The 26185-nt window shown below is 35.8% G+C and carries 27 protein-coding genes and 1 tRNA gene; 11 read left to right on the forward strand and 17 right to left on the reverse strand.

All coding sequences use genetic code 11. The features are described from left to right. Window positions 1–26: 26 nt before the first annotated feature. Genes C8C84_RS01345 through C8C84_RS01355 form a run of 3 tightly spaced genes read left to right on the forward strand, consistent with a single transcriptional unit; the run spans window position 27 to window position 2032 of the window. Window positions 27–791: an alpha/beta fold hydrolase gene (locus tag C8C84_RS01345; protein WP_121311815.1), complete on the forward strand. Its 765-nt coding sequence runs from the start codon at window positions 27–29 to the stop codon at window positions 789–791. 41 nt (window positions 792–832) lie between these two features. Then, window positions 833–1450 carry a ribosome biogenesis GTP-binding protein YihA/YsxC gene (gene yihA, locus C8C84_RS01350; protein ID WP_121311816.1) on the forward strand — a complete coding sequence of 206 codons (618 nt, stop codon included), beginning with the start codon at window positions 833–835 and terminating at the stop codon, window positions 1448–1450. A 3-nt stretch (window positions 1451–1453) separates the two neighbouring features. Continuing rightward, window positions 1454–2032 (forward strand): hypothetical protein, encoded by a 579-nt coding sequence (locus C8C84_RS01355; protein ID WP_121311817.1) that lies wholly within the window; start codon window positions 1454–1456, stop codon window positions 2030–2032. A gap of 5 nt (window positions 2033–2037) precedes the next feature. Here the strand turns inward: C8C84_RS01355 and gldC are convergent, their stop codons facing one another. Both gldC and gldB read right to left on the reverse strand, forming a co-directional pair. Further along, window positions 2038–2373: a gliding motility protein GldC gene (gldC, locus tag C8C84_RS01360; protein ID WP_199717082.1), complete on the reverse strand. Its 336-nt coding sequence runs from the start codon at window positions 2371–2373 to the stop codon at window positions 2038–2040. Next, a complete protein-coding gene (gene gldB, locus C8C84_RS01365) occupies window positions 2366–3328 on the reverse strand; it encodes a gliding motility lipoprotein GldB (protein WP_121311818.1) in 963 nt (320 codons plus the stop codon). Before gldB ends, gldC begins: the two co-directional genes overlap by 8 nt. Window positions 3329–3425: 97 nt before the next feature. On the opposite strand from gldB, the gene nadE reads away from it, so the two are divergent. Then, a complete protein-coding gene (gene nadE / locus C8C84_RS01370) occupies window positions 3426–4232 on the forward strand; it encodes an NAD(+) synthase (protein WP_121314934.1) in 807 nt (268 codons plus the stop codon). A gap of 81 nt (window positions 4233–4313) precedes the next feature. Continuing rightward, window positions 4314–4943 (forward strand): response regulator transcription factor, encoded by a 630-nt coding sequence (locus tag C8C84_RS01375; protein WP_121311819.1) that lies wholly within the window; start codon window positions 4314–4316, stop codon window positions 4941–4943. 29 nt (window positions 4944–4972) lie between these two features. On the opposite strand, the gene dnaG is transcribed toward C8C84_RS01375, so the two are convergent. The 5 genes from dnaG to C8C84_RS01400 all read right to left on the reverse strand — a co-directional run bounded on the left by dnaG (window position 4973) and on the right by C8C84_RS01400 (window position 10638). Beyond that, window positions 4973–6964 (reverse strand): DNA primase, encoded by a 1992-nt coding sequence (dnaG, locus tag C8C84_RS01380; RefSeq protein ID WP_121311820.1) that lies wholly within the window; start codon window positions 6962–6964, stop codon window positions 4973–4975. A gap of 139 nt (window positions 6965–7103) precedes the next feature. After that, window positions 7104–8162, reverse strand: a complete 1059-nt coding sequence (locus C8C84_RS01385; protein WP_121311821.1) for a hypothetical protein — start codon at window positions 8160–8162, stop codon at window positions 7104–7106. Between the two features lie 31 nt (window positions 8163–8193). Continuing rightward, complete coding sequence (locus C8C84_RS01390; protein WP_121311822.1) at window positions 8194–8928, reverse strand: hypothetical protein; 735 nt, start codon at window positions 8926–8928, stop codon at window positions 8194–8196. Continuing rightward, the gene (locus C8C84_RS01395; RefSeq protein ID WP_121311823.1) at window positions 8915–9475 is read right to left on the reverse strand and encodes an RNA polymerase sigma factor; all 561 of its coding nucleotides are present in this window, start codon (window positions 9473–9475) and stop codon (window positions 8915–8917) included. Before C8C84_RS01395 ends, C8C84_RS01390 begins: the two co-directional genes overlap by 14 nt. A 182-nt stretch (window positions 9476–9657) precedes the next feature. Beyond that, window positions 9658–10638 (reverse strand): polyprenyl synthetase family protein, encoded by a 981-nt coding sequence (locus C8C84_RS01400; protein WP_121311824.1) that lies wholly within the window; start codon window positions 10636–10638, stop codon window positions 9658–9660. Window positions 10639–10767: 129 nt separating this feature from the next. Between C8C84_RS01400 and C8C84_RS01405 the strand changes: the two genes are divergently transcribed. Continuing rightward, on the forward strand, window positions 10768–11598 hold the full coding sequence (locus C8C84_RS01405; protein WP_121311825.1) for a hypothetical protein: 831 nt from the start codon (window positions 10768–10770) through the stop codon (window positions 11596–11598). Window positions 11599–11652: 54 nt separating this feature from the next. Here the strand turns inward: C8C84_RS01405 and rlmN are convergent, their stop codons facing one another. Continuing rightward, the gene (gene rlmN / locus C8C84_RS01410) at window positions 11653–12693 is read right to left on the reverse strand and encodes a 23S rRNA (adenine(2503)-C(2))-methyltransferase RlmN (protein WP_121311826.1); all 1041 of its coding nucleotides are present in this window, start codon (window positions 12691–12693) and stop codon (window positions 11653–11655) included. A gap of 60 nt (window positions 12694–12753) precedes the next feature. Between rlmN and C8C84_RS01415 the strand changes: the two genes are divergently transcribed. Next, a complete protein-coding gene (locus C8C84_RS01415) occupies window positions 12754–13395 on the forward strand; it encodes an O-methyltransferase (RefSeq protein ID WP_121311827.1) in 642 nt (213 codons plus the stop codon). On the opposite strand, the gene C8C84_RS01420 is transcribed toward C8C84_RS01415, so the two are convergent. Genes C8C84_RS01420 through C8C84_RS01450 form a run of 7 tightly spaced genes read right to left on the reverse strand, consistent with a single transcriptional unit; the run spans window position 13396 to window position 19636 of the window. After that, a complete protein-coding gene (locus tag C8C84_RS01420) occupies window positions 13396–14298 on the reverse strand; it encodes a phospholipase A (protein WP_121311828.1) in 903 nt (300 codons plus the stop codon). Between the two features lie 22 nt (window positions 14299–14320). Next, complete coding sequence (locus C8C84_RS01425) at window positions 14321–14890, reverse strand: phosphatase PAP2 family protein (protein ID WP_121311829.1); 570 nt, start codon at window positions 14888–14890, stop codon at window positions 14321–14323. Continuing rightward, window positions 14890–15213, reverse strand: coding sequence for a twin-arginine translocase TatA/TatE family subunit (locus tag C8C84_RS01430; RefSeq protein WP_121311830.1), 324 nt, complete (start codon window positions 15211–15213; stop codon window positions 14890–14892). Before C8C84_RS01430 ends, C8C84_RS01425 begins: the two co-directional genes overlap by 1 nt. A 45-nt stretch (window positions 15214–15258) precedes the next feature. Further along, window positions 15259–17508, reverse strand: a complete 2250-nt coding sequence (locus C8C84_RS01435) for a M1 family metallopeptidase (protein ID WP_199717084.1) — start codon at window positions 17506–17508, stop codon at window positions 15259–15261. 60 nt (window positions 17509–17568) lie between these two features. After that, a complete protein-coding gene (locus C8C84_RS01440) occupies window positions 17569–18069 on the reverse strand; it encodes a DUF6702 family protein (RefSeq protein WP_121311831.1) in 501 nt (166 codons plus the stop codon). 1 nt (window position 18070) lies between these two features. Next, on the reverse strand, window positions 18071–18832 hold the full coding sequence (locus tag C8C84_RS01445) for a hypothetical protein (protein WP_121311832.1): 762 nt from the start codon (window positions 18830–18832) through the stop codon (window positions 18071–18073). 36 nt (window positions 18833–18868) lie between these two features. Then, on the reverse strand, window positions 18869–19636 hold the full coding sequence (locus tag C8C84_RS01450) for a hypothetical protein (RefSeq protein ID WP_121311833.1): 768 nt from the start codon (window positions 19634–19636) through the stop codon (window positions 18869–18871). A gap of 158 nt (window positions 19637–19794) precedes the next feature. On the opposite strand from C8C84_RS01450, the gene pepE reads away from it, so the two are divergent. Further along, window positions 19795–20505, forward strand: coding sequence for a dipeptidase PepE (gene pepE, locus C8C84_RS01455; RefSeq protein WP_121311834.1), 711 nt, complete (start codon window positions 19795–19797; stop codon window positions 20503–20505). A gap of 65 nt (window positions 20506–20570) precedes the next feature. Here pepE and C8C84_RS01460 read toward each other — a convergent pair. After that, window positions 20571–20643: transfer RNA gene (locus C8C84_RS01460), tRNA-Gly, on the reverse strand. A 166-nt stretch (window positions 20644–20809) separates the two neighbouring features. On the opposite strand from C8C84_RS01460, the gene C8C84_RS01465 reads away from it, so the two are divergent. Next, window positions 20810–21253 carry a GNAT family N-acetyltransferase gene (locus tag C8C84_RS01465; protein WP_121311835.1) on the forward strand — a complete coding sequence of 148 codons (444 nt, stop codon included), beginning with the start codon at window positions 20810–20812 and terminating at the stop codon, window positions 21251–21253. Here C8C84_RS01465 and C8C84_RS01470 read toward each other — a convergent pair. Next, entirely contained in the window at window positions 21242–21949 is a 708-nt protein-coding gene (locus C8C84_RS01470) for a murein L,D-transpeptidase catalytic domain family protein (protein WP_121311836.1), read from the reverse strand. The genes C8C84_RS01465 and C8C84_RS01470 overlap by 12 nt on opposite strands. A gap of 191 nt (window positions 21950–22140) precedes the next feature. Here C8C84_RS01470 and C8C84_RS01475 point away from each other — a divergent pair, with 191 nt between their 5' ends. Beyond that, the gene (locus C8C84_RS01475) at window positions 22141–24597 is read left to right on the forward strand and encodes a DUF5916 domain-containing protein (protein WP_121311837.1); all 2457 of its coding nucleotides are present in this window, start codon (window positions 22141–22143) and stop codon (window positions 24595–24597) included. Window positions 24598–24641: 44 nt separating this feature from the next. Beyond that, window positions 24642–26168, forward strand: coding sequence for a 2,3-bisphosphoglycerate-independent phosphoglycerate mutase (gene gpmI / locus C8C84_RS01480; RefSeq protein WP_121311838.1), 1527 nt, complete (start codon window positions 24642–24644; stop codon window positions 26166–26168). Window positions 26169–26185 lie beyond the last annotated feature (17 nt).

The raw sequence follows: 26185 nt of genomic DNA on the forward strand, positions 1-26185 counted from the left end.
CCAAGGTAAAAAGTCAAAAAAATTACATGGAAGGAAATTTTAAAAAAGAGGGCAAGTATTCCTATTTCGAAGCTGGAGAAGGTACGCCAATCGTTGTTTTACATGGATTGATGGGCGGATTGAGTAATTTTAGCGGTGTTGCCAATTACTTTTCCTCACTAGGTTATAAAGTAGTTATTCCCGAGTTGCCCATTTACACCCAAAACATCTTAAAAACCAATGTCAAGGCTTTTGCCAGATATGTAAAAGATTTTATTACTTTTAAAGGTTTTGACCGCGTTATTCTTCTTGGAAATTCGCTTGGCGGACATATTGCTTTGTACCATTCCAAAATGTACCCAGAAAAAGTTGCAGGATTAGTAATTACAGGAAGTTCAGGCCTTTACGAAAGCGCCATGGGTGACAGTTACCCAAAGCGCGGTGATTATGAGTATATCAAAAAGAAAGCTGAAGCGGTTTTTTACGACCCAAATGTAGCCACAAAAGAAATTGTTGACGAAGTTTTTTCGGTGGTGAATGACCGTATCAAAGTGATTAAAACCTTGACGATTGCCAAAAGTGCGATTCGCCACAATATGGCTAAAGATTTACCTAAAATGCATGTAAAAACTTGTATCATTTGGGGTAAAAACGACCAAGTTACGCCACCGGAAGTAGCTGAAGAATTCCACAAATTAATGCCCAATTCTGAATTGTATTGGATTGACAAATGTGGTCATGCTGCAATGATGGAACATCCGGACGAATTTAACCGATTATTACATGAATGGTTAAAAGAAGTTCATTTATAAACAAAAGTCCTTTTGGGACTTTTTTATTTTAATAAAATCCAATGAAAATTACCAGTGCCGAATTTATCATCAGTAATTCTGACGTGAGCAAATGTCCGAAAGAACCTTTGCCGGAATACGCTTTTATTGGTCGTTCCAATGTGGGAAAATCGTCTTTGATTAACATGTTGACCAACCATAAAAATTTGGCTAAAACCTCCGGAAAACCGGGAAAAACTCAGTTAATCAATCACTTTAAAATCAATTTGAATTGGTTCTTAGTCGATTTACCGGGTTATGGATATGCTCGAGTTTCCAAAAAAACCAAAGAAGTTTTTCAAGAGTTTATCACCGATTATTTTGAAAAAAGAGAACAATTGGTTTGCGCGTTTGTTTTAATCGACATCCGATTGGAAGCACAGAAAATTGATTTGGAATTCATTACCTATTTAGGTGAAATTGAAATACCGTTTTGCATCATTTTTACCAAAGCCGATAAAATCAGTAGAGGCAAAATTGATTCTCACATTGCTGCGTATAGAAAAGCACTTTTGGCCAATAACTGGGAAGAAATGCCGCAACACTTTGTAACCTCAGCAACTGAAACCACTGGTAGAGATGCTGTTTTGGGCTTTATTGACAGTGTAAATGAAGAAATGTTTAAAAGTGGGGATTTATAATTTATGAAAAAAATATTCATTCTGTTAACACTTGTTATTTCAACAGGTTGCAACTTGAATCATTTTACTTTATACAACAGCGATAGAACAAATGGCCTAGATTTTCAAGAAGGAAAATGGTTAATCGGAAACATCGAAATCAATCCGTTTTATAAAGACAAACTAACAGAATTGGTCTACACCAATTTTAATTCGCGCTTAAGTGAAAGAGTGAAACTTGTTTCACAAGAAAAATCTTTACTGATTCCGGTCAAAATTGATCTAAATCCAAGTAAAGAGGAACTCAAAAAGCTGAAGATTGGAACCAATTACGATTACTTTGTCAATGTTAAATGCAAAAGTAACAGGAACGATATCAGTAATTTCAAATTAATTGAACACGACTATTATCTCAAGCAAATGTCTTTTGCCGAAATAACATTAGAAGTTTATGATTTAAAACTTGAAAAAATAGTCTACACCCAAACAGCCAGAGGAAATATTGACGAACATATGAGCGCAACTTCAAGGCCAATTTATAATGTAATTATGGGATGTTATAAAAAGATTTGGGAAGATATTGCGAGCAAATCTATTCATTAGCATTTTTATTTCTTCAACTCCAATTTCTCCGCAAAATAATCACAGAAATCTTTCATCGTATCCGCCATTTTTTCATCGGCAGTTGCACGTTGAAAAGTATCCGCCATGGCCACTAAGGTTTGGTGAAAAAACAATTTCATTTCGTCTACCGGCATGTCTTTGGTCCACAAATCAATGCGAAGTGTTTCTTGCGCTTTGCTGTCCCAAATGGAAAGCATCATCGCTTTCGCCTCTTCTTCATCAACGCCGCCATCTTGGGCTGTCCATGTTAGTTTTTCGGGTACGCGGTTTTCATCTAATTCGACATTGAATTTTATTTCGGATTTTATGGTATTACTCATTCTTTTTAGGTTTGTATTTTGATTTTTCAAATAATTCTTTAGCGTCCATTTTCAGCATGTCTTGCAAACTTACTTCGTTATTTTCCATGAAAGAACGAACAATTTGCCAACCAATCCATTGCCCAACTCTGCCGGGAGATTCGTTATCAATTTCAAGAAAGAATTTAGAAAACGGTGCCAAATTAATAAAGCGATTTGCCAATCGTGAATCAGAACTGAAAAGCAAATCTTCTTCTATAAAAAAGCGCCAAATGTAACTTTCGTTTTCCTGACACCAAGTGATTTTCTCAGGCAAGTAACCAATTTTTTCAGCATCTGTATGATTGGGAAGTACTAAATCTTTTAAATATAATTCTTTACCATAATAAATCATTTCAGACAATAATGTTTTGTCAGTAGGTGGCGGAATTTTTCTCATGGCGTAACTTGTTACGATATCCGGCATCATTTGTCGCTCTTCAAAATTCTGTCTCAAATATTCCGGAAAAGTATAAAATTTAACATCTTTCCCGAGATACAATTCCAAAGCAATTATCAATTTATCATTGGCATAAATCGCTTTACTGTTATAATCCATTTCACCAATTACAGTGTAGACTCTAGGCAAAACAGTTTCCGGAAAATAGTATTTGAGGTGTTTGAACAAATCTTCAATTTCGGATGTTTGTTTGCCGAAATCCGGGTATTTTTTTTGCACTTCCGCATACAGATCTTTCCAATCTTTGTTTTGCATTTTTTCAATCCAAACCTTATCATCAAATCCTTCCGGAAAGAAAAATGGGTATTCGGCTTTTAAATTAGGCAGGTCTTTTGGAGAAGCTTCAAAGAAAGCTTGATCAAATCGATTGACTTTTAAAGCCACCGGAATTTCTTCAACTGCTTTTTCTACTTTAGATTTCTTATCACAAGAAACCAGCAGAAAAACCAACGTTATTATTGCAAAATACTTTTTCATTACAGAGAATTTATATGACCAAAATGGGACTGAAAAGTTTGTGATTTTTTTACATTTGCAAATATACATTTCCGTTTCTAAAAACTTTCATAAAAAAATGGCTAAAAAAAGTAAAATCAAAGTAGGGGAAACTAATACCCATATTGTTACATGGTTAAAGGATTATGCTACAAAAGCAAAAGTAAATGGTTTTGTGATTGGTATTTCAGGTGGTATTGATTCGGCCGTAACCTCAACATTGTGCGCCCAAACCGGATTAACAACTTTGTGTATCGAAATGCCGATTCACCAAGACCCAAATCAAGTAAGCCGTGGTAGAGAACACATTGAACAGTTGAAAGAGCGTTTTCCGAATGTTCAAAATGCAGAAACCAATTTAACTGAAGTTTTTGAAGCATTCAAGAAAGCCTTCCCTCATTCGGATAATGAAACCAAGTTTAATCTCTCGTTAGCCAATACAAGAGCACGATTGCGAATGACAACGTTATATTATTTTGCCGGAATTCATGGCTTGTTAGTTGCCGGGACAGGAAATAAAGTTGAGGATTTTGGGGTTGGGTTTTACACCAAATATGGCGATGGCGGTGTTGATTTGAGTCCGATTGCCGATTTAATGAAGAGTGATGTATATGCTTTGGGAGAATATTTAGAAATACCGAAGTCGATACAAAATGCAGCACCAACCGACGGTTTGTTTGGCGATTCAAGAACCGATGAAGACCAATTGGGAGCGAGTTATGACGAATTAGAATGGGCGATGTTAGAAACAGAAAACAACAAAAAAAATGAGGATTTTTCAGGAAGAGAGAAAGAAGTTTTTGAGATTTATAAGAAGTTAAATACAATAAATCAACACAAAATGAATCCAATTCCTGTATGTATAATCCCAATTTTTTTAAAATAATATCAATTTTGTTAACATTTTTTGAATATAATTTTTTAACTTTACAGTAATTTCTATTAATTTTTATCAAATACCACAATTATGATAAATGTATGTATTGCGGATAACTTTCCGGTTGTACACTTTGGAATGAAAGCCTACTTCAAGGATCACCCTGAAATAAGCATCGTTTCCAACGTAGGAAATTTTTTTATGGTTCCCGATGCTTTAAGAAACAAAGAAATTGACGTCTTAATCATCGATTTAGAGCTTGAAGGATTAAAGAGTATTTATGAACTCAAGTCAATCATCAGAAATTTTCCAAAAACTAAAGTTGTCGTCTTCAGTAGTTTGTCAGAACACATTTATGCGCCTAACGCTATTAAAGCAGGTTGTGCAGGATATGTTCATAAGACATCAAAGCTTGAAAATTTAGGGATCACCATTGTCAAAGTAAGTCAAGGACAGATTATCCTAAATGAAGAGATCAAGAGAAACCTAGCGTTGATTGCTAAGCAGAACAAATCAGAGCGTTTGTACCGAAAACTTTCGAACAGAGAGATTGAGGTATTGCGTTTCTTAAGCGACGGCAAGAAAAACAACGAGATTGCAAAAATCTTAACGCTTAATGAGAAAACCATCAGTACTTATAAACTTCGTTTATTGACGAAGCTAAATGTGACTAACTTGGTAGACCTTGTTAATAAAGCTAAGACTTTGGAAATCGTTTAAAACTAAAAACCCGCAAAATGCGGGTTTTTTTATATGTAAGTTGACCGTATTCTGCCTATTTTATTGGTTAAACTGACTTTTAATTTGTTGTAATCATTAATGGTTGCCATAATTTCTCCAGAATCACTTTCTTCTTCTTTGCTGAAATTATTCATCAAGTCTAATATCAGTTTATTGATTAAATATTCGCGTAGTGAAATAATGGTTTCGGAAACATACTGACTTACGTTTTGGGTTTTGGTTTTGACGTAAATATGTTTGGTTTCCCAATTGTGCAACAGTTCTCTTTCTTCCGACATTAAAATATCAGTTACCATTTGAGAATGTTCCGGAGACAATTGCATTAAATAATGCTCAACATTGAACTCTTCGTTTTGGTTGTAATAGTTAATCAAATCGGTATAAATTCCTTGAAACATTGGATTTGCCAATTCTACTTCGTCTTCTTGCAAACTCAGATAGATTCGCTGGAACACTTTAAAGGTGTTGGTTTCCTTTTCTTCTAACATTTCACCTTCCTCATTAGCTTTTAGAATAAAGTCATCAAAATCGGCTTCATGCGAACCATAAAGCAACAACATCTCAATTATTTTTCGTTCCAAATCATAGATAATATCAACTTTGTCCTGAATAACTTTTGGTTCATTCTTAACAACTTCAAAAGCGGTTTGTCCCGAAGTCTCAGAATTTTTGAGCTTTTTGCCTGCTTCCGAAATGTCTTTTTGCATTATTTGAGCCAAAGTATCACGAATTACCTGCTCAGAAATATCCATGATTCGGGCCGTTTCCTGAATGTAGATTTCTCTTTTGATTCGGTCCGGAATTTTGGAAATACTGACGACCATATCGCGAATCAATTCGGCTTTCTTGATTGGATCATTATTGGCTTCATTCATCAAAAGCGAGGCCTTGAACTGAATAAAATCTTTGGCATCGTTCTCTAAATAGTGCACCAAATCCTCATAAGAATTCTTTCTGGCAAAACTATCGGGATCATCACCATCGGGGAAAGTACAGACTTTGACGTTCATACCTTCCTCCAAAATCAAATCGATTCCACGAACAGAAGCTCGTAAACCTGCTGCATCGCCGTCAAAAAGCACCGTGATATTTTTAGTCAATCGATTGATTAATCGTATTTGATCCGGTGTTAAAGCAGTTCCCGAAGAAGCAACGACATTTTCAATTCCGGCTTGATGCAACTGAATCACATCGGTATAACCCTCAACTAAATAACAGTTATTTTGCTTGGCAATGGCTTGTTTGGCATGGAAAATTCCATACAAAACTTTACTCTTATGGTAAATATCACTTTCGGGTGAATTGAGATATTTGGCTGCTTTTTTATCATTGGTCAAAATTCTGCCGCCGAAACCTAAATTTCTACCTGACAAACTTTGAATCGGAAACATCACTCTGCCTTTGAATCGGTCGAAGTGCTTTCCGTCTTCTCTGGTGATGGTCAATCCGACTTTTTCTAAAAATTCTAATTGGTAACCTTTGGTTAACGCTTCTTTAGTAAAAGCATCCCAAGATTCAGGCGAATAACCTAACCCAAATTTGGCAATCGTTTCATTGGTAAAACCTCTTTCTTTGAAATAAGACAACCCAATGGCTTTGCCTTCTTCAGTATTTAAAAGGGTTTCGTGGAAATAGGTTTTGGCAAATTCAGACACCAAATAAAGACTTTCCTTTTCATTGGCTTCGATTTTATCTTCTTGAGAAACTTCGGTTTCTTCGATTTCGATATTGTATTTATTGGCCAAAAAACGAATCGCTTCCGGATAAGTGAAATGCTCGTGTTCCATCAGGAAAGTCACGACACTTCCGCCTTTTCCCGAACTAAAGTCTTTCCAAATTTGCTTTACAGGCGACACCATAAACGACGGTGAGCGCTCATCCGAAAACGGACTCAAACCTTTGTAATTACTTCCCGCGCGTTTGAGTTGGACGAAATCACCAATAACTTCTTCCACACGTGCGGTTTCAAATACTTTGTCTATAGTTTCGCGGGTAATCACAATAGATTGTTAGATTGTTAGATTGTTAGAAATCTAAAATGAATGAGCGTAAAAATACATAATTTAAAATTTAAAATAAAAAAAGATGCTCCATTACGGAAACATCTTTTCGAAGTATAAACTAACCTAAACATTTTTTTTAATTCAAATCAAATCGAACACCCAATGAAATGTTGTTTTGTTTGATAGCGTTGTCTTTGAATAACGGATTCAAGTCGTATTTCAAATAAATACTGGTTTCTTTAAATCCAATATAAGTACTGACACCATAAATAAAATCATTCGCGTTGAAATCGCCTTTTTCTTTGATGGAGAAGTCATTCCCATTTAACTCGTATTTTGTTTTTTGTTTCGATTTTACTCTAACTCCGGCATAACCTCCGATTCCGAAACGAACGCTTTCATGGGTTCTGAATATTTTTTTTCCATCTTTATCTTTTGATTTTGTAAAATCAAATTCTAAGTGAAGCGGTACCGTTAAATAAACATTTCTGAAACGAGAATCTTTCAAATTCACCGCACTGGTTTCAAGATTGGTTTGGTTTCCGTTAACAACAAATAAACGATTGTCCGTTGGGCGCAAGTTGTTGTACATAACCGACATTCCGTATTTCAAATGTAATAAATTGTCGTTTTTGAAAAGTCGGGTATTTGAAGTAAAACCCCATTCGTAAAAATGCGAACCCCAATATCTGTAATCGGAATGAGCCACTGCTTTGTCCGTAACTAAATTGTTTACACCGGCCGCGAAAACAAATTGGGATGTAGTTCTTCTTTCGCCTTTGCTTTTTCTGATGGAATCGTTTTTATTAACCCAGTTAAAATGAATCCCAAAATGCTCTCTATTATCTTTGATTTTGCCGTCAACCTTTTGGTTCACCAATTCTTTTAACTCTTCTTGTGCTTGTCCGACTCTTGTTTCGATGTTTTTTGAACGAATTTCAGCAAACTTCAATTTCTTTTCGTCCGCTTGTTCTTTGGTAATTGTACCGGCTTCCAATTCTTTGTTAACCGATTCGATTTCAGCTTTTAAAGCCGATTTTTCTTCTTTGGTTATTGCTTCTATTTTATTGGCAATAAGTTTTACTCGAAATTCAAAAGTTGTTTCTTCTTTTGACACTTTCACTGTTTCCTGTGCTGATACTTTGCTTACCAAAAAGCATAGCAATAGTGACGCATAAATAATAAAATTCTTCATGTTGATTGTGATTTAAAAATGTGATTAATGATTATTCGTTGTTTCGATTGGCCAAAGCCACTTTAACTTCCTGATAGTTTTTATTAATTTTTTGGAGCATTTTTTCTCTGAATGTATATTCTACTTCTCCGTCGACTTGAGAAAGTAAGCTTTTGGCATCCACTTTTAAACTTGATTTTTGGTTTGTAGATTGTTTGGCTGATTTATCTAAATCGGCTAACAAACTTTCGTCAGATTTTAGAACAATCGGTTTTTTTACAATAATTTCCTTTTGTTCTGCGATTCTTGGCAGGTCTTTTTGAGCCACATCTGATGAATTTTGAAATTCAATAGGTTTGTCTTTGATGATTTGATTTTGATTGGTATTCGTTTTTTGATTTTTTCCGCTACGCTCCAAACTGTTCGGCTCCGTCTCGGGTGATGATTGAAACTTATTGATTACTACTTGTTGTTCTTGACTTTTTTCTATTATTGGATTTTGATTTTTCTCTATGCCCTTTTGAACGGTATCGATTTTAGTTTCTGTTCCAACAATTGTGTTTTGAGGATTAACTTCTGTCCCATTTTGATTGAACAAAAACAAACCAAGTGTTACGAAGACCAAAATGCTGGCAGCAATAAACAAAAAGCCAAAAGGTTTTCTTGTTTTTTTTTCTTCCGCTACTGAAAGCATCGCATCTAATCGGTCCCAAGCTTGTGCCGATGGTTGAATTTCTCTTGCATTCAACTTGTCTCTGAACTGTTTTTCTATATTATTCGGTTCCATTGCTGTAATTTTTTAATTTTTTAACATTCTCCTGCAACATTTTTCGCGCGTGTGATAATTGAGATTTCGAAGTACCTTCGCTTATACCTAACATGGTTGCAATTTCTTGGTGTTTAAAGCCTTCAATCGCATATAAATTGAAAATCATTTTGTATCCATCGGGTAAACTGTCAATCAAAAACTGAATGTCTTCAACCGAAAACTGGCTTTCGATGTTGTTATATCTTTCTTCAAAATAATTTTCGTCTTCAATAAATTTTACTTTTTTCTGAACTCTTATGAAAGAGATACATTCGTTTACCATAATTCTTCTAATCCAACCTTCAAAACTGCCTTTGTCTTCAAAATTTTTCAAATGGGTAAACACTTTCATAAAAGCCGTGATCATAATGTCTTCCGCTTGATGCACATCTTTGATGTACTGACGGCAAACACTCAACATTCTTGGAGCGAATTTGGAATAAATCTGATGCTGCGCGTGACGATTGTTTTCGACAGCCAATTCGATTAATTCTTTTTCATCTTTATGTAAGTTGATTACCTTCATTTAGATTGTTAGATTGCTTAGATCTTTAGAATGTTAGATTAATAATTGATTTCTATTAGCATAGACGAAAGTCGTTAAAAAATGGTTGCATGATGATTTGAAAAAAAATCAATTTGGAGATTTAAAAAAGAAAAAAGTCAGTAAAATCAATGCTTTACAGCAGGAACTATTTTTAAAAAAAATTACTTTTTTCGTTCAATTACATAATTTACCATCAGCGAAAGTGACTCTCTGTAATCAGATTGGGGAAAATTTTGGAGGATTTGGAGTGCTTCTCCTTGAAATTGTACCATTTTTTGTTCGGCATAGTGCAAACCGTTTTTGTCTTTTACAAATTGAATGACTTCCTTAACGCGTTTTTTGTCTTTGTTGTGATTCTTAATCGAATTGATACACCAACTCTTTTCTTTATTGGTACAATTGTTCAAAGCATAAATCAAAGGCAAAGTCATTTTTTGCTCTTTGATGTCGATTCCGGTTGGTTTACCAATGGCATCATCGGTATAATCAAATAAATCATCTTTAATTTGGAAAGCCATTCCGATGAGTTCTCCAAATTTTCGCATCGCTTCAACTTGAGTTTCATCTTCCGAAACCGATTTGGCACCCAGCGCACAACAAGAAGCGATTAAGGTTGCGGTTTTTTTGCGGATAATTTCATAATAGACCTCTTCTACTATATCTAATCTTCGGGCTTTTTCTATTTGCAACAATTCGCCTTCACTCATTTCGCGCACCGCTACGGAAATAATTCGAAGCAAATCAAAATCGCCATGATCAATAGAAAGCAACAATCCTTTCGACAATAAATAATCACCAACCAAAACCGCTATTTTGTTTTTCCACAATGCATTGATGGAGAAAAATCCGCGACGGCGATTACTGTCATCAACAACATCGTCATGAACTAAAGTGGCGGTGTGAATTAATTCGATTACCGAAGCACCGCGATACGTTCTTTCGTTGACTTTCTGATTTTCCGAGAGCATTTTAGCGACCAAAAAAACAAACATCGGACGCATTTGCTTTCCTTTGCGGTTGACTATATAATAAGTGATTCTGTTTAAAAGCGCTACTTTTGAAGTCATTGATTCGTAGAACTTTTTCTCGAAAAGTTCCATTTCATCTTGTATAGGCTTTTTTATTTGCGAAGTGATATTCATTAAAATAACAACCGAATTCCATCGGGTCTTCAAAGATACAATAAAGCCATCGTTTGAAAAAAATATTTACATTTCATTAAACCTTTTGTAAATTTTACATTCCAACATTCGAATCAAAAAATAACCATTATGAAAACTAAAAACCTTGTATTAGGATTGGCATTATCTATGTTTATCTTAAGCTGTAGCAAAGATGATAACAGTTCACCATCATCGGAATTGAGTGAAGCCCAAGTAAGTGCCAAAATCGATTTGGTAACTGAAGACGTGGCCAAAATTGCAGAAGACCAATACGCACTGCAAGCCAATCCAGGTGCCGGAAAAAATGACCTTGAAACACAAGACCTTCCTGAATGCGCAACTGTAACCGTAGCATTAACTGCAACAACCTGGACCAGAATGGTAGTTTTTGACAATTGCACTTTACCAAACGGCAATGTTTTAGACGGAACCATCATTGTAAGCGGAAGTTTGAATTTTGACACACCTTCACATACTATAAGTTATAGTTTTGTTGATTTCCACCATAACAATATCTTAATCGAAGGCAACAAGACTATTGTGAGATCATTACAAAGCACGGCGACTTTAACCGCTGTTCATCCTGTTGCTAATATGACAATTGACATGACAGTGACTTTTCCAAACGGAAATGTTTACCACAGAGAAGGCAACAGAGTAAGAGAAATGATTGAAGGATTTAGTACACCTATAATTTGGATGGACAATGTATTTTCAATCTCCGGAAGTTGGTCAACAACTTTCCCGGCCGGAAACAGAACTTCCACTATCACAACTCCATTGAGAGTGGAAGCCAATTGCCCATATATTGTTAGTGGCGTTGTAACTACTGTTAGAAACGACAACACAGCGACATTAGATTACGGAGATGGTGATTGTGACAACCAAGCAACTTTAACCATTAATGGTAACACGACAACCATTACTTTAGGAAATTAGTTTTATTTTTGACTTAGTTATAAAAAGAAAAAGCTCTCTAATAGAGAGCTTTTTTTATGATTTATTAGCCAATTGGCCGCAAGCTGCATCGATATCTTTTCCGCGACTTCGACGCACTTTCGCCACGATATCATATTTACTCAAAGCTTTGATGTAATTGTCAATCGCTTCGTCTGACGCTTGTTGGAATTCACCGTCATCGATGGGATTGTATTCAATTAAATTGACTTTACAAGGCACATATTTACAAAATTTCACCAAAGCGTCAATCGAAGCTTTATCGTCATTGATGCCTTTCCAAACCACATATTCATAAGTGACTTTGCTTTTGGTTTTTTGGTACCAATATTGCAAAGCATCTTTCAATTCGGGCAACTGAAAATTCTTGGTGAATGGCATAATATGATTTCGGGTTTCTTCAATAGCGGAATGCAATGAAACCGCCAATTTGAATTTCACTTCATCATCAGCCATTTTTTTAATCATTTTGGAAACACCTGAAGTAGAAACCGTAATTCTTTTGGGTGACATACCTAAACCTTCTTCCGATGTAATCATATCAATGGCTTTCATCACATTGTTATAATTCATCAACGGTTCGCCCATTCCCATAAAAACTATATTGGAAAGCGGGCGATTGTAATACAAACGACTTTCTCTATCAATGGCAACAACTTGGTCGTAAATTTCTCCCGGTTCCAAATTTCGCATTCTTTTCAAACGCGCTGTCGCACAAAAATTACAATCCAAACTACAACCCACCTGACTCGAAACACAAGCTGTTGTTCTGGTATCGGTCGGAATCAAAACACTTTCTACGATTAAACCATCGTGCAAACGAACCGCATTTTTGACCGTTCCGTCTTCGCTACGTTGCATGGTATCGACTTTGATATGATTGATTACGAAATTGTTTTCTAGCATTAATCTGGTTTCTTTTGACACATTAGTCATGTCTTCAAAACTATGCGAGGCTTTACTCCACAACCATTCATAGACTTGATTACCACGAAATGCTTTGTCGCCATTGGCCACAAAAAAATCACGCAATTGTGCTTTAGTCAAACTTCGGATGTCTTTTTTCTCGATTTCCATGGCGCAAATTTAGGGTATTTTGGTTAGTTGTTAATTTGTATTTTTGTAAAAAATAATATCATGCATTTCCTTTCCGACGAATTAGATCAGTATGTAACGCAACATTCCCAAGACGAACCTGAGTTGTTAGCACAGCTTAATAAAGAAACGTATCAAAAAATACTGCAACCCAGAATGTTGAGTGGTCATTTTCAAGGCCGAGTTTTGAGTATGTTGTCCAAAATTATTCATCCAACGAATATCTTGGAAATTGGAACATATACAGGTTATGCCACTTTATGTTTGGCCGAAGGTTTAGCCGAAAACGGAATGATTGACACCTTAGACATTGAAGAAGAATTAGTCGATTTTCAAAGAAAATACTTTAACAGAAGCCAATGGTCAAACCAAATTACGCAACATCTTGGCGAAGCTTTGAAAATTATTCCGACTTTAAATAAAAAATATGATTTGGTTTTTATTGATGCCGATAAAGAAAACTACATCAACTATTTTCATATGATTGTTCCGATGATGAATAAAGGCGGTATCATACTTTCCGACAATGTTTTATGGAGTGGAAAAGTTTTGGAAGAAGTAAATCCTAAGGACATTACCACCAAAATCCTTTTAGAATATAACGAACTCCTGAAAAATGATTCGAGAGTAGAAACCGTTTTATTACCTATTCGCGATGGCTTAACGGTTAGCCGAATAAAATAATTACCAATTCGCGAAAGAAATTCCGATTCCTAAGGTGGTTTGCTCGTGATTGTAATCAATCATAGTTTCTCCATAACCATGGAAGAATTGCACATGACCTCTAATATGTCCTTCAATTGGAAACACATAATTTAGTTGTAAACTGCCATATTTCATGGTATTAAACGGGTGCGTCACTATGACATAAAACTCATGCCTGTTGTATTCATAGGCTAATTCAAGTTCGCCATTTCCGACATATTTGGTAATTTCCGGGTTTTCATCTTCTTCATCAGAAATTCGAATCCAAGGTTTTAATTCAACTTGCCAATTGCCGGCTTCGTAGCCAACATTAAAAATGATTCGGTTCCAACTTCTGGAAAGCGGCAAAGCTCTTCCGTTGGATTGGTGATTGAAGGCCATTCCGGTTCTTTTCAATCTTCCGCCAAAGAGTTCAATGTTGAGAGGAAAATTTAAGATAAATTCGGGTTCATAATTCAACTCTCTAAAGGCACGAGACAAAGTTGAATTGTAAATTTGCCAATGTGCTTTTTGAGTATAAGCCAACCACAAATCGCCTTTGCCCCAAAATATAGATTGCATTACTTTGGTCTTAAAACTCAATTGGAATTTAGCTTCGTAGTTGTTATAGTCTTGAGAAACTGTAGAAGAATTTTCAGGATTTTCACTTACCGGAAACTGATTGGGCTTGCTTGACCATCTTCCTGCGGTAACATAAATCGGTTTGTAGGAAACTAATCTAAAAGTTCCGCATCGGTCAATACTGTCGAGTTCCCATTGCTGCGAAAAGCTTTTTTTGATGATTTCGTGTTTTGTTTCTAATGGATTTTGTGAAAATACCAATGGTGACAACAACAAAAAAAAGCTTAGACCCAAAATCGATTTTTTAAAATGTAAACCCATATTAAGTCTTTTTTAGAAGGTTTTAGTTATCCTTGGAAAAGTTATTCTTTAAAAATTTCTGATATCCTTTGAAGACCAAATATCCGGAAATGGCCCCGAAAGTATAGCCTGTTATGATATCTGTTGGAAAGTGTAACCCTAAGTAAATTCTGCTGTAAGCAAAGATTAAAGGAAATAAAAACAACAAATAAGCATGTCTGTAATATCGCTTTAAAATCATATAAGCAAAAACGGCTGACGCCATCGAATTGGTCGCATGTCCGGAAAAAAAACTAAACGAACTACTGGTTTTTACCAATCTGATAATGCCTTTGATTTCTTCGTCGTTGCAAGGTCGCAAACGTTCAAAACTGTATTTGAAAAGATTCACGGTTTGATCACAAATAAGAATCATCACTGCGGTGAAAAGGACATAATAACCAAAATTTTTCCAGCCTATTTTCTTTTGTAAAAGATAAAAAATGAATAAAAAAATCGGAGTCCAATAGGCTTGCTTGGTAATAATAATCCATAATCCATCCCATCGTTCAGAACCTAAACTATTAAGAAATACCAGTAATTCCTTGTCGAGATCGATTATTTTTTCAAGCATTAAAATTGGCGTTTTATAGGACCGGTTAAGGAATCTAAATCTTCTGCGGCTTTGTTGACTTCCGGCAATATATTTTCTGTGACATTGCTTTTGACTTTCTCTACTTCATCGGTAAAAGTAGCCGTCAAACCTTTAACTGATTCATTGATTTCTTGTACATCGGCACTTTTTTGAATTTCAGATTTAATATCGTTGGTTGCATTTTTCAGCTGTGCCATTATTTTACCCAAAGTTCGTGCGATTTCCGGAACTTTATCGGAACCAAAAAGCATTAACGCTATAAAAATGATAAAAATTAATTCGCCGCCACCTATTCCAAACATATTTTGAAAAGCTTAATTATGAAGTTGCAAAGTTACAAAGTTCTACTAATCAAATTTTGATTTTTCGGTTGTTTTTGGCCAAGAATTATTCGATGTATCAATATCGGCTGTTTCTTGCTTTGGATCGACTACAATTTTAGTAATGGCTTTTTTTGTGGCGAAAGTTCTTATGACTTCTTTGTCATTCATTCTCCAAATCTGAGCCGGAAAATAATGGTTCTCCGTCGTGCCGTCTTCAAAAGTAATTTCGACAATAATTGGCATCACCAATCCGCCGGGTTTGTCAAAAGTAACTTGGTAAAAGTACTTCGGTTCATTTAATTTGGCTTTCTCTTCAGCGGTGAATTGTTTGTTTACATAATCATCCAAAGCTTGAAAATCCTGAACTTTGAAAGGTTTATTCAATTCTGGTTTAAAATCTTCACTTCCTTCGGCAATCATATAAACCATGGCACCGTTTCTTGAATCACGACGACGTCTGGTCTTTAAAAAATCGCTGACTTCTTTCGAAGCTTCATTGGACACAAAATATTTTTTAACTTCTTTAATACCGATATCAGTATAATCAGTAGTATAAAACCAACCTCTCCAAAACCAATCTAAATCGACTGCTGAAGCGTCTTCCATGGTTCTGAAAAAGTCTTCCGGTGTTGGATGTTTGAATTTCCAACGATTCGCATACGTTTTAAATGCATAATCAAATAAATCGTGGCCCATAATCGTTTCGCGCAAGATATTTAAGGCTGTTGCCGGTTTTCCGTAAGCGTTATTTCCAAATTGACGCAAACTCTCTGAATTGGTCATAATCGGCTCTAGACCGGTTTGGTCACCGCTCATGTAAGGGATAATATTTTTGGCCGGACCACGACGCGTTGGGAAATTAGGATCAAATGATTTTTCAGCTAAATATTCCATAAATGAATTCAAACCTTCATCCATCCATGTCCATTGACGCTCGTCGGAATTGACAATCATTGGAAAGAAATTATGTCCCACTTCGTGACAAATCACCCCTAACATGCCGTATTTAGTTTGGTCGGAATATTTCCCATTTTCATCAGGACGACCATAATTCCAACAAATCATTGGGTATTCCATACCTTGGTCTCTAGCGTTGATTGACACTGCTTTTGGATAAGGATAATCGAAAGTATAATAGGAATAACTCTTAAGTGTATGCGCCACAATTCGGGTAGAATATTCACCCCAAAGCGGATTGCCTTCTTTTGGATACAACGAAATTGCCATAGAAGTCGTGCTGCCTGTTTTTACCGCCATTGCATCATAAATGAATTTTCTTGACGTTGAAATACCAAAATCACGAACATTTTCCGCTTTGAATTTCCAGGTTTTCTTCTTGTCTGAAAACCCTTTTTCTGCGGCTTCGGCTTCGGCTTGGGTTACTACAACAATTGGTTTGTCAAAAGATTTTTCGGCTTCGGCGTATCTTTTTAATTGTTCCGGCGTAAAAACTTCACTTCTATTCATCAATGAACCTGTCGCTTCCATAATATGATCGGACGGAACGGTGATATTTACTTCATAATTTCCAAAAGTCAAAGCAAACTCGCCCGAACCCCAAAATTGCATATTTTGCCAACCTTCAACATCGCTGTAAACCGCCATTCTTGGATAAAACTGAGCTAAAATATAAAGATTATTACCATCTTTTTCAAAATGCTCGTAACCCGAACGACCGCCATCAATAGTGTAATTATTAATATTGTACCACCATTTGATGGAAAAAGTAATTTTTTCTTTGTGTTTTAAAAGTTTAGGCAATTCAATACGCATCATAGTTTGGTTGATGGTATAATTCATCAGCTTTCCTTGCGCATCTTTTACATATTCGATTCTGAAGCCACCGTCAAAATCTTCTTCTAAATATTTTCTGGAAAAGGCTTGGGCCGAAATCGCCGGATCGGTTTTTTTATTTTCTACCAAAGGCGAATTGGAGTTTCTCGCTTTTTCGTTTTGGTCTAATTGAACCCACAAATAATCTAGAGATTCCTTAGCATTATTTGTGTAAGTAATGGTTTCTGAACCATACAACTTTTGGTTTTTGTCATCCAATTCTACATCGATTTTATAATCGGCTTGTTGCTGATAATATTCAGGTCCGGGCGCACCGGATGCTGTACGATACATATTGGGCGTTGCCAATAAATCATACATTTGCTTGAATTTATCCGGATTTCTCTCTTCTGATTTAGTAGTTTTTGGCGCTTCTTGGGCTTGGGCTAAACCCATAACAAACAACACTAACATTGATAAAACCTTAGTTTTAGGATTCATAGCCTTTTCTTTTAAGGTTATAAATGTATATAAATTTACTTTAAGGAATAAAATCGAAAATTATTTTAACATTCCTTTAGTGATTGCTGAAGACAATAAAAGGTTCTGCTTCTTGCCGTTATTGTTGAATTGAATAATATTTTGTTGCTCGGAATGCACATCAATAAGGATAGAATTTTCAACACCGAGCGAAGTAACTTTAGTAACATCTTTGATGCTTAAATAACAAATAACGACATTGGTTTCGACTTCGCTACTCAAATAATTATAGGCTTTTGGTTTGCCATTTATGGAGAGCTTAAAATTTTCAGCAAGGTATTTTTTTAGCAAAACAACATCTTCAGGCGTTTCTTTTTCAGTGCCGATGTTGGTGTGTTTTTTATAGGCTTTGGTGACCGCATCATTCAAATCATCCACGAAAATTCTGGTAGTGATTTCAATCCTTTTTTTCTGAAGCACAAAATCTATTTGGTAAATTGACACGTAAAACCGATGCGAATCAGCCGACGTAAGTCCGACAAAAATCAAAAACAAAAGAAATATTTTTAGTAATCTTTTCATATTATTCTTTCTCAGGCTTTAGCAAGGCTAAATAGTTAGTTGCCAATTCGCTCATCCTGAATTTTGACATCTCTTTATTTTTGTCATTAATTAATTCCATTAATTTTGAATCCTCAACCGCATAAAACAAAAAACCTTTTACATTCTCTTCAGGGATTTTTAATTTTTCGGTAAAATAGTTGGTTTCGAATTGGTTTTCGATTTTAATCATTAACAGCTCTTTTTTCTCTACTTCGAGTTCTTTTTTCAACATAGCCGTTCTTCCACTGATTGAATTGATTAACCCGTCAAAACTCATCCCGCCTAACGGAATTAACAATGGACTGTACCAATGGAATTCTTCTGCGGCGGCTAATCTTCTTTCGGCCGGAGTATATTTTTTAGCCGGTTTGTCTAAAATACCAAGAGACACGGCATTAATGTTTTTGTATTCTTTGATTTCAACTTCTGCCAACGCAATCACTTTTGGAATAAGTGTGGTTGCCAAAAGCTTTTTGGTTAAATCATCCTGCTGAATAACAATGTCCTTGGTTTCTGTTTGTAAACTTTTAAATCGAAGCGTGTCACCTACTTTTACAAACATCGAATAATCTCCTGTCTCATTGGTTGTTGTTGATGATTCTGAGCGAAGATTGAAAACATTTATTTGGTTGAGTTCTTTGATAGAACAAACAATTTTACCTTTCAGAAAAACCAATTCTGTAGATTGTGAAAATCCGATATTTTGAATACAAAAAAGTAAAATCAGTATCAGGCACTTCATTTTGGATTGTTTTTTATTACTATTCAAAAGTAGTAACTATTTATCTTCAACTTTCAATAGATCGATATATTTTACTGCTAACTCGGTTAAGATAAAGGTTGCCAACGTTCTATTTTTGGCATTTAGCGCTACAGAAAATTTTGTATCTTCAACCACATAATACCAAAATCCTTTGACATAATCCTCGGGTATTTTTAATTTTTGAATAAAATAATCAAGACCATATTGACTTTCTAATTTCTTGAGTAATGTTTCTTTTTGCTCAACTTCCAATTCTTTCTTAAGCAAACTTGTTCGTCCTGACATCCAATTAAACAAAGGGTCAAGACCTGCCGAAGCTCCACTAGAACCATCAGTATTTCCGGCTATATCGACACCTGAAGCTGTTTTTAATTTTCTTTCTGCCGGAGTATAATGTTTGGTGTTGGGAGAAATAATCCCGAGAGAAACAGCATTGATATTTTTGTATTGTTTGATGACTAATTCATCTAATTTGTTAATCATCGGTTCCAACTTCACCAAAAGCAATTCGGAATTAAAATCCATTTCCGAAATCACTATTTTTTTGCCTTTTATTTGTAGCGCAGAAAACAGTAAAGTATCACCAACACTAACATTAATCGTGAAATACCCTTCTTTTTCAGTAGCCGTAGAAGTATCGCTACTCAAATTGATAATGTAAATTCCATCTAAATCAACAGACTCGCAAACCACTTTTCCCTTTACACTTTTTGTCTCAACATTTTGAGCATAAAAGGTATTAACGGTCAGAAGTAATAATACTATTTTAATAAAAAGTTTCATGTCAAGATTTAGATTTGGTAAAAATATCTTACCGCTATCCTAAATAAATGCCAACGTCTTGGTAATTTTTTGTTAAATAAAATTAGCAAAAACACTACTTTTGAGATTTGATATTAAGAGTAGGACGGCCAGTGGCAGTCAGGTAAAATGAATTAAAAATGAAAAAAGCAATTATAGCCAGCACATCAACGGTACACGGAGGAAGTTATTTAGACTATTTGTTGCCAACCTTGGAAAATCACTTCAAAGACTGTAGTGAAATCCTTTTTATTCCTTATGCCCGCCCGGGAGGAATTTCTCATGATGATTATACGGCGAATGTTCGTTTGGCTTTCGCCAAAATTAATAAGACTGTAAAAGGGTTACATGAATTTGAAAATCCTACAGTTGCGATTCAAAAAGCCCAAGGAATTTTTACCGGTGGTGGGAATACTTTTTTATTGGTTACCCAATTGTATCAAAATGATGTCATGGAAGTTTTAGCCAAAACGGTCGAAAACGGAACGCCTTACTTAGGTTCAAGCGCCGGAAGCAACATTACCGGTTTGACGATGCAAACAACGAATGACATGCCGATTATTTATCCGCCAAGTTTTAAAACTTTGGGATTGATTCCGTTTAATTTAAATCCGCATTATTTAGATCCGGATTTGAATAGCAAACACATGGGCGAAACCCGCGAAACGAGAATCAAAGAATTCCACGCCTTCAACACTACTCCGGTTTTAGGATTGCGAGAAGGTAGTTGGCTGGAAGTTACCGGTGAAAAGATAATTTTAAAAGGAAGTTTGACAGCAAGATTGTTTCAGCAGAATCAAACTCCGGAAGAATTAGCACCGGAAACAGATTTGGCTTATTTAGGAGAATAAAATTAAAACCACTCTTTTTTTTGCATAAAAAAACCTCTAACGTTAATTAGAGGTTTTAACTTAAGAGCGGAAGACGAGGCTCGAACTCGCGACAACCAGCTTGGAAGGCTGGAGCTCTACCAACTGAGCTACTTCCGCATTACTTCGCAAAGCACTTATTTAAATAAGATGTTCCGTGAACTTGTTTGCGAGTGCAAATATAAAGAATAAGTTTCTTTTGATGCAAATTTTTTTCAAGAAAAAAGCCAAAGATTTTTTTACGATTGATAAACCATAGAAAACCATTAAGTTATAAAAAACAACAATGTTAGATATTAGAAAAATTTCAGCCCAAGAAACTTTTTCCGTGCGCCATCCGGTGCTCCGAAAAGGAAAACCACTTGAAAGTTGTCACTTTGAAGGTGATGATTTCGTTTCAACACAACATTTTGGTTTGTATGAACAGGGTAAAATTGAAGGCGTAATTTCGCTTTTTGAAAATAACAACTCTCTTTTTGAAGATAAAGCCCAAAGCCAAATCAGAGGCATGGCGGTTTTAGAAAACAATCAGGGAAAAGGATTTGGACGTCTATTGGTTGAACATTCTGAAAAGATACTCGAGACTCAAAACGTGTCTTTAATTTGGTTCAATGCGCGTGAAAATGCAGTAGGATTTTACGAAAAAATGGGCTACGAAATCATTGGAAAACCTTTTGATATTCCTGATGTTGGTGTACATTATGTAATGTGGAAAAAACTAAGAAGCTAACTTGGAAACAATTTCTTGTTTGGCCGCCGGATGGTAAATAAACAAACAAGATTTGTCTTTAATCACATTGATGATTTTCTGATTAAGTTCAACCGGAACAGCCGGACAACCTAAACTCCTACCCAATCTGCTGTGTTGCTTGATAAAAGACTCCGAAACATAGTCAGCGCCGTGCATTACTACGGCTCTTTCTCTGGCTTTGTCATTCAAACCTTTTTGCAAACCATCTAATTTCAAGGACATGCCGTGTTTGCCTTTGTAGATTTCAGCTGTGGCATAAAAACCAACACTGCTTTTAAAAGATTCGGCTTGATTAGAGAAAGCTTGGGCAAATTCTTCACCGGTATTTCTACCATGAGCCACTAAGGTTTGAAACAAAACAATATTTTTGTCTAAATCTATCACCCAAAGTCTTTTGGCATTGGAAGACAAACTAAAATCAACAATCGTCAGTATATTTTTTTGAATCAGTCCTTTTTCTTTAAGATGATTAAATCCGTCTAACGCCAGATTAAAGCTCTCAAAACTAGGCAACGCAAAAGAGTTAGCGTCTATTTGACTGTAAACAGATACATTTTCAGAAACCGTTTTTACGATTTTTTCAGGGCTTGCAATGGTCGGGTTTGTTTTGTCCGGTAAGCTGTTGAAAGACATCAACAACACAAAAAACAACAAAGAGAAGGTTTTATAATTCATTGATTGTTATAGGTTTAATATTAGACGTGGGTTGAGCAAATATATATTATATTTATATAAAACCAAATTATTTGACTTTTATTAAGCTAATTTTAATTTTCTTAATTCCATCTAAATCAATAGCTTTTAATGAGCTAAAGATTGTAAATATCAATTAAATAGTTATTTTTGTTTGTCTAACAAAATCATCAATGCCTAAATTTTCCTACTTATTTCTATATGTTTTTTTGCTTTTGTCCGGCCTGGTTTTTGGTCAAAAAAAAACGCTTCAAACCCGTTCTACTGATACCAAAATCACTATTGACGGTAAGTTTGATGAATTGGCTTGGAAGGATGCGGCCATTGCTACTGATTTTGTGATGATTGAACCTGACAATGGAAAACCTGCTCCCAATGAAAGAAGAACCGAAGTAAAAATAGTGTACGACAACACGGCTATTTATGTTGCCGCAACCTTGTATGATGACGAACCTCAAAAAATTTTAAAAGAGCTTACCTTAAGAGATATTTTCGCTACCGCAGATCATTTTGGCGTTCTTCTGAATGGCTACAATGATGGGCAACAAGAGTTTCGCTTTTTTGTAAGTGCGTCTGGTGTTCAACAAGATGGGGTCTATACCGAAGCCAATGGAGAAGATTTTTCATGGGACGCTATTTGGGACAGTCATGTTGATGTGACCAATTTCGGATGGCGTGTTGAAATGAAAATACCTTATGCCGCATTGAGATTTCCATCGGAAAAAAAACAAACTTGGGGTATAAATTTTTACCGTGAAGTTCGCCGTTTCAGACAACAGTATTCTTGGTCAATGCTCGACAGAAAAATCGCAAACGAAAGTACACAAGCGGGTATTTTAGAAGGTATAGAAAATATTGAAACACCTACTCGATTATTCTTAATTCCGTATGCTTCACAATATTTGTATTCGAGTAAATCTCAAAAAACAGTGGGTGAATTTAAAGGCGGTATGGACATAAAATATGGCATCAACGATGCATTTACTTTAGACGCGATTTTAATACCTGATTTTGGACAAACCAAATTTGACAATGTCGAATTAAACCTCACCGCTTTCGAACAACAATTTAGCGAAAACCGACCTTTTTTTACCGAAGGAACAGATTTGTTCAGCAAAGGAAGTTTGCTTTACACGCGAAGAATTGGAGAAACTCCTGAAATTAACATAGCTGATAATGAAACCGTTATTGACCAACCCGGTTCCATAAGATTAATCAATGCTTTAAAAGTTTCCGGGAGAACCAAAAAAGGACTGGGAATCGGGGTTTTAAATGCTGTAACAGAGAATACCAGCATTTTAATCAAAAACAACGATACTGGAGAAACTCGAATTGAAAATATTGCGCCATTAGCCAATTACAATGTTTTTGTTTTAGACCAACGCTTCAGAAAAAACTCTTCTATTTCACTAATCAACACCAATGTAACTCGAAATGGAGAGTTCAGAGACGCTAATGTTTCTGCGTTGGTTTGGGATTTAAACACCAAGAAAAATACTTATAATTTATCGGGAGCTTTTAAATACAGCTATGTTAACAACATCTTTGATATTGAAGACAAAAAAGGAATTGCTGCTAATATTAATTTAGGAGAAACTAATGGCAATTACCGTTATAGCATTGGTAGTGTTTATGCTTCAAAAGACTTTGACAACAATGATTTGGGCATCAATTTTATGACACATTATCACGGTTTTTATATTAATTCAAACTATAGAACAGTTAATCCGAATAAAATATTCAATTCTTTTCAAGCCTTTCTTAACTCTTACACAGAATTTGACAACAGAACCGGAAGAATTCAAGCCGGAAACCTGAATTTATATTTTAATGCCTTCGACAAACAAAATGATTTTTATGGCTTTGGAATATACTCCAATCCTTTAAAAGTATACGATTTTTATGAGCCTAGATCTTTTGAAGAACAACGTTTTGTAGCTATTCCGAGAAACGTCAGGACTTACTTTTTATGGTCTACCAATTACAATCGAAAATTTGCCATTGATATTAATCCCTACCTAACTGTTTTTGATGAAAAAGACCGAAGGAATTATGGTGTTTCCATAAGTCCCAGATACCGTTTCAATGATCGTTTTTCCTTAATCTATGTTTTTAGCGCCAACAGGCAAAACAACAATGTTGGCTGGATTGATTTTGACACCGATGACAATACCATTTTCGCCAGAAGAAACAGAATTACGTATATCAATACCCTACAAGGTAAATATTCCATCAACAACAAGATGAACTTTAATTTAAATGTTCGCCATTATTGGTCGTATGTCACCAATCATGAAATCTTAACGCTAATGAATGACGGTAGCTATGTAAACAACGCGACTTATACTACCAATAAAAATTCAAACCTGAATTTATGGAATCTCGATCTTACCTATTCCTGGTGGTTTGCTCCCGGAAGTCAAGTGAGTATTTTATACCGAAACAACAGTTCTCTTTTCAGCAGAGAATTCAGTCGCCAATATGAAAGCAACCTCAACGATGTCCTCGACAGTGAAAACCTGAATCATGTTTTCTCTATTAGTATTCGCTATTTTATTGATTACAACTCGGTGAAAAATTCTCGCTTTTACAATTCGTTTACCAAACCCAAAACCAGAGAGCGCTTCTAAAAAACAAATTTTTAGCTTTATCTTTGTGGTTCAAAATTATACTCATGAACAAGAAAGTAATCCTGATGATTTTAGACGGTTGGGGAAAATCACCTGACCCCAAAGTATCCGCCATTGACAATGCCAATGTTCCGTTTATTAACGGCTTATATAAACAATACCCAAATGCTCAATTAAGAACTGACGGTCTAAACGTAGGTTTACCCGAAGGTCAAATGGGTAATTCCGAAGTCGGTCACATGAATCTTGGCGCCGGCCGAATCGTGTATCAGGATTTGGCCAAAATCAATTTGGCGGTAGAAAACAAAACTTTCAATAAAGAAAAATCCATCGCCGATGCTTTTCAATACGCTAAAGAATATGACAAAGCAGTGCATTTTCTCGGACTTGTTTCCGATGGCGGCGTACATTCTCACATCAATCATCTCAAAGGATTAGTGGATGCCGCTTATGATGGTGGACTTTCCAAAGTTTACATCCATGCTTTTACCGATGGTCGTGATGTTGATCCTAAATCAGGCGCGGGTTTTATCGCCGATATCGCCAATCATATTAAAGGCACATCGGTCAAACTGGCTACTGTAATTGGACGCTATTATGCCATGGATCGCGACAAACGTTGGGAACGTGTAAAGTTGGCTTATGATTTAATTGTAAACGGAAATGGTGCTCATTCCAAAAATGCTGTCAAAAGCATTCAGGAATACTATGCTAATAATGTGACCGATGAGTTTCTTCCGCCAATGGTAATGACCAATGAAAACGACGAACCGATTGCTACTATTAGAGAAGGCGATGTGGTTATTTTCTTCAACTTCCGAACAGATCGCGGCCGACAATTGACCGAAGTCCTTTCGCAAAAAGACCACCTCGATTTCAACATGCACAAAATGAATTTGTATTATGTTACAATGACCAATTATGATGATACTTTCAACAATATCTACAGAATTTTCGACAAAGACAATCTTAATGAAACTTTAGGCGAAGTATTAGAAAAACACCACAAAAAACAAATACGCATAGCCGAAACGGAGAAATATCCACACGTTACCTTTTTCTTTTCCGGTGGACGTGAAGAACCATTTGAAGGAGAAACCCGAATTTTAAGAAACTCTCCTAAAGTGGCCACTTATGATTTACAACCCGAAATGAGTGCTTTTGAATTAAAAGACGCTTTGGTTCCCGAATTGCAAAAAGGCGAAGTAGATTTCGTCTGTCTGAATTTTGCCAACGGCGATATGGTTGGACATACAGGTGTAATGGAAGCCGCCATCAAAGCTTGCGAAGCAGTAGATGTTTGCGTCAAAGAAGTAGTCGAAACGGCTTTAGCCAATGATTATACCACCATTATCATAGCCGATCACGGCAACTGCGAAACCATGATAAATCCTGATGGTTCACCAAACACCGCACACACGACAAATCCGGTGCCGATTATTATGGTTGATAAAGATCACATTAGAGTTCATGATGGTGTTTTGGGTGATTTGGCTCCGACTATTTTAGAACTCATGGGCATTCCAAAACCTGAGGTTATGACCGGAAAATCGCTTTTAGTTAGATTATAAAAAAGCCCTCGTTCGAG

Source organism: Flavobacterium sp. 102 (assembly GCF_003634615.1).
In the GTDB taxonomy this organism is placed as follows: domain Bacteria; phylum Bacteroidota; class Bacteroidia; order Flavobacteriales; family Flavobacteriaceae; genus Flavobacterium.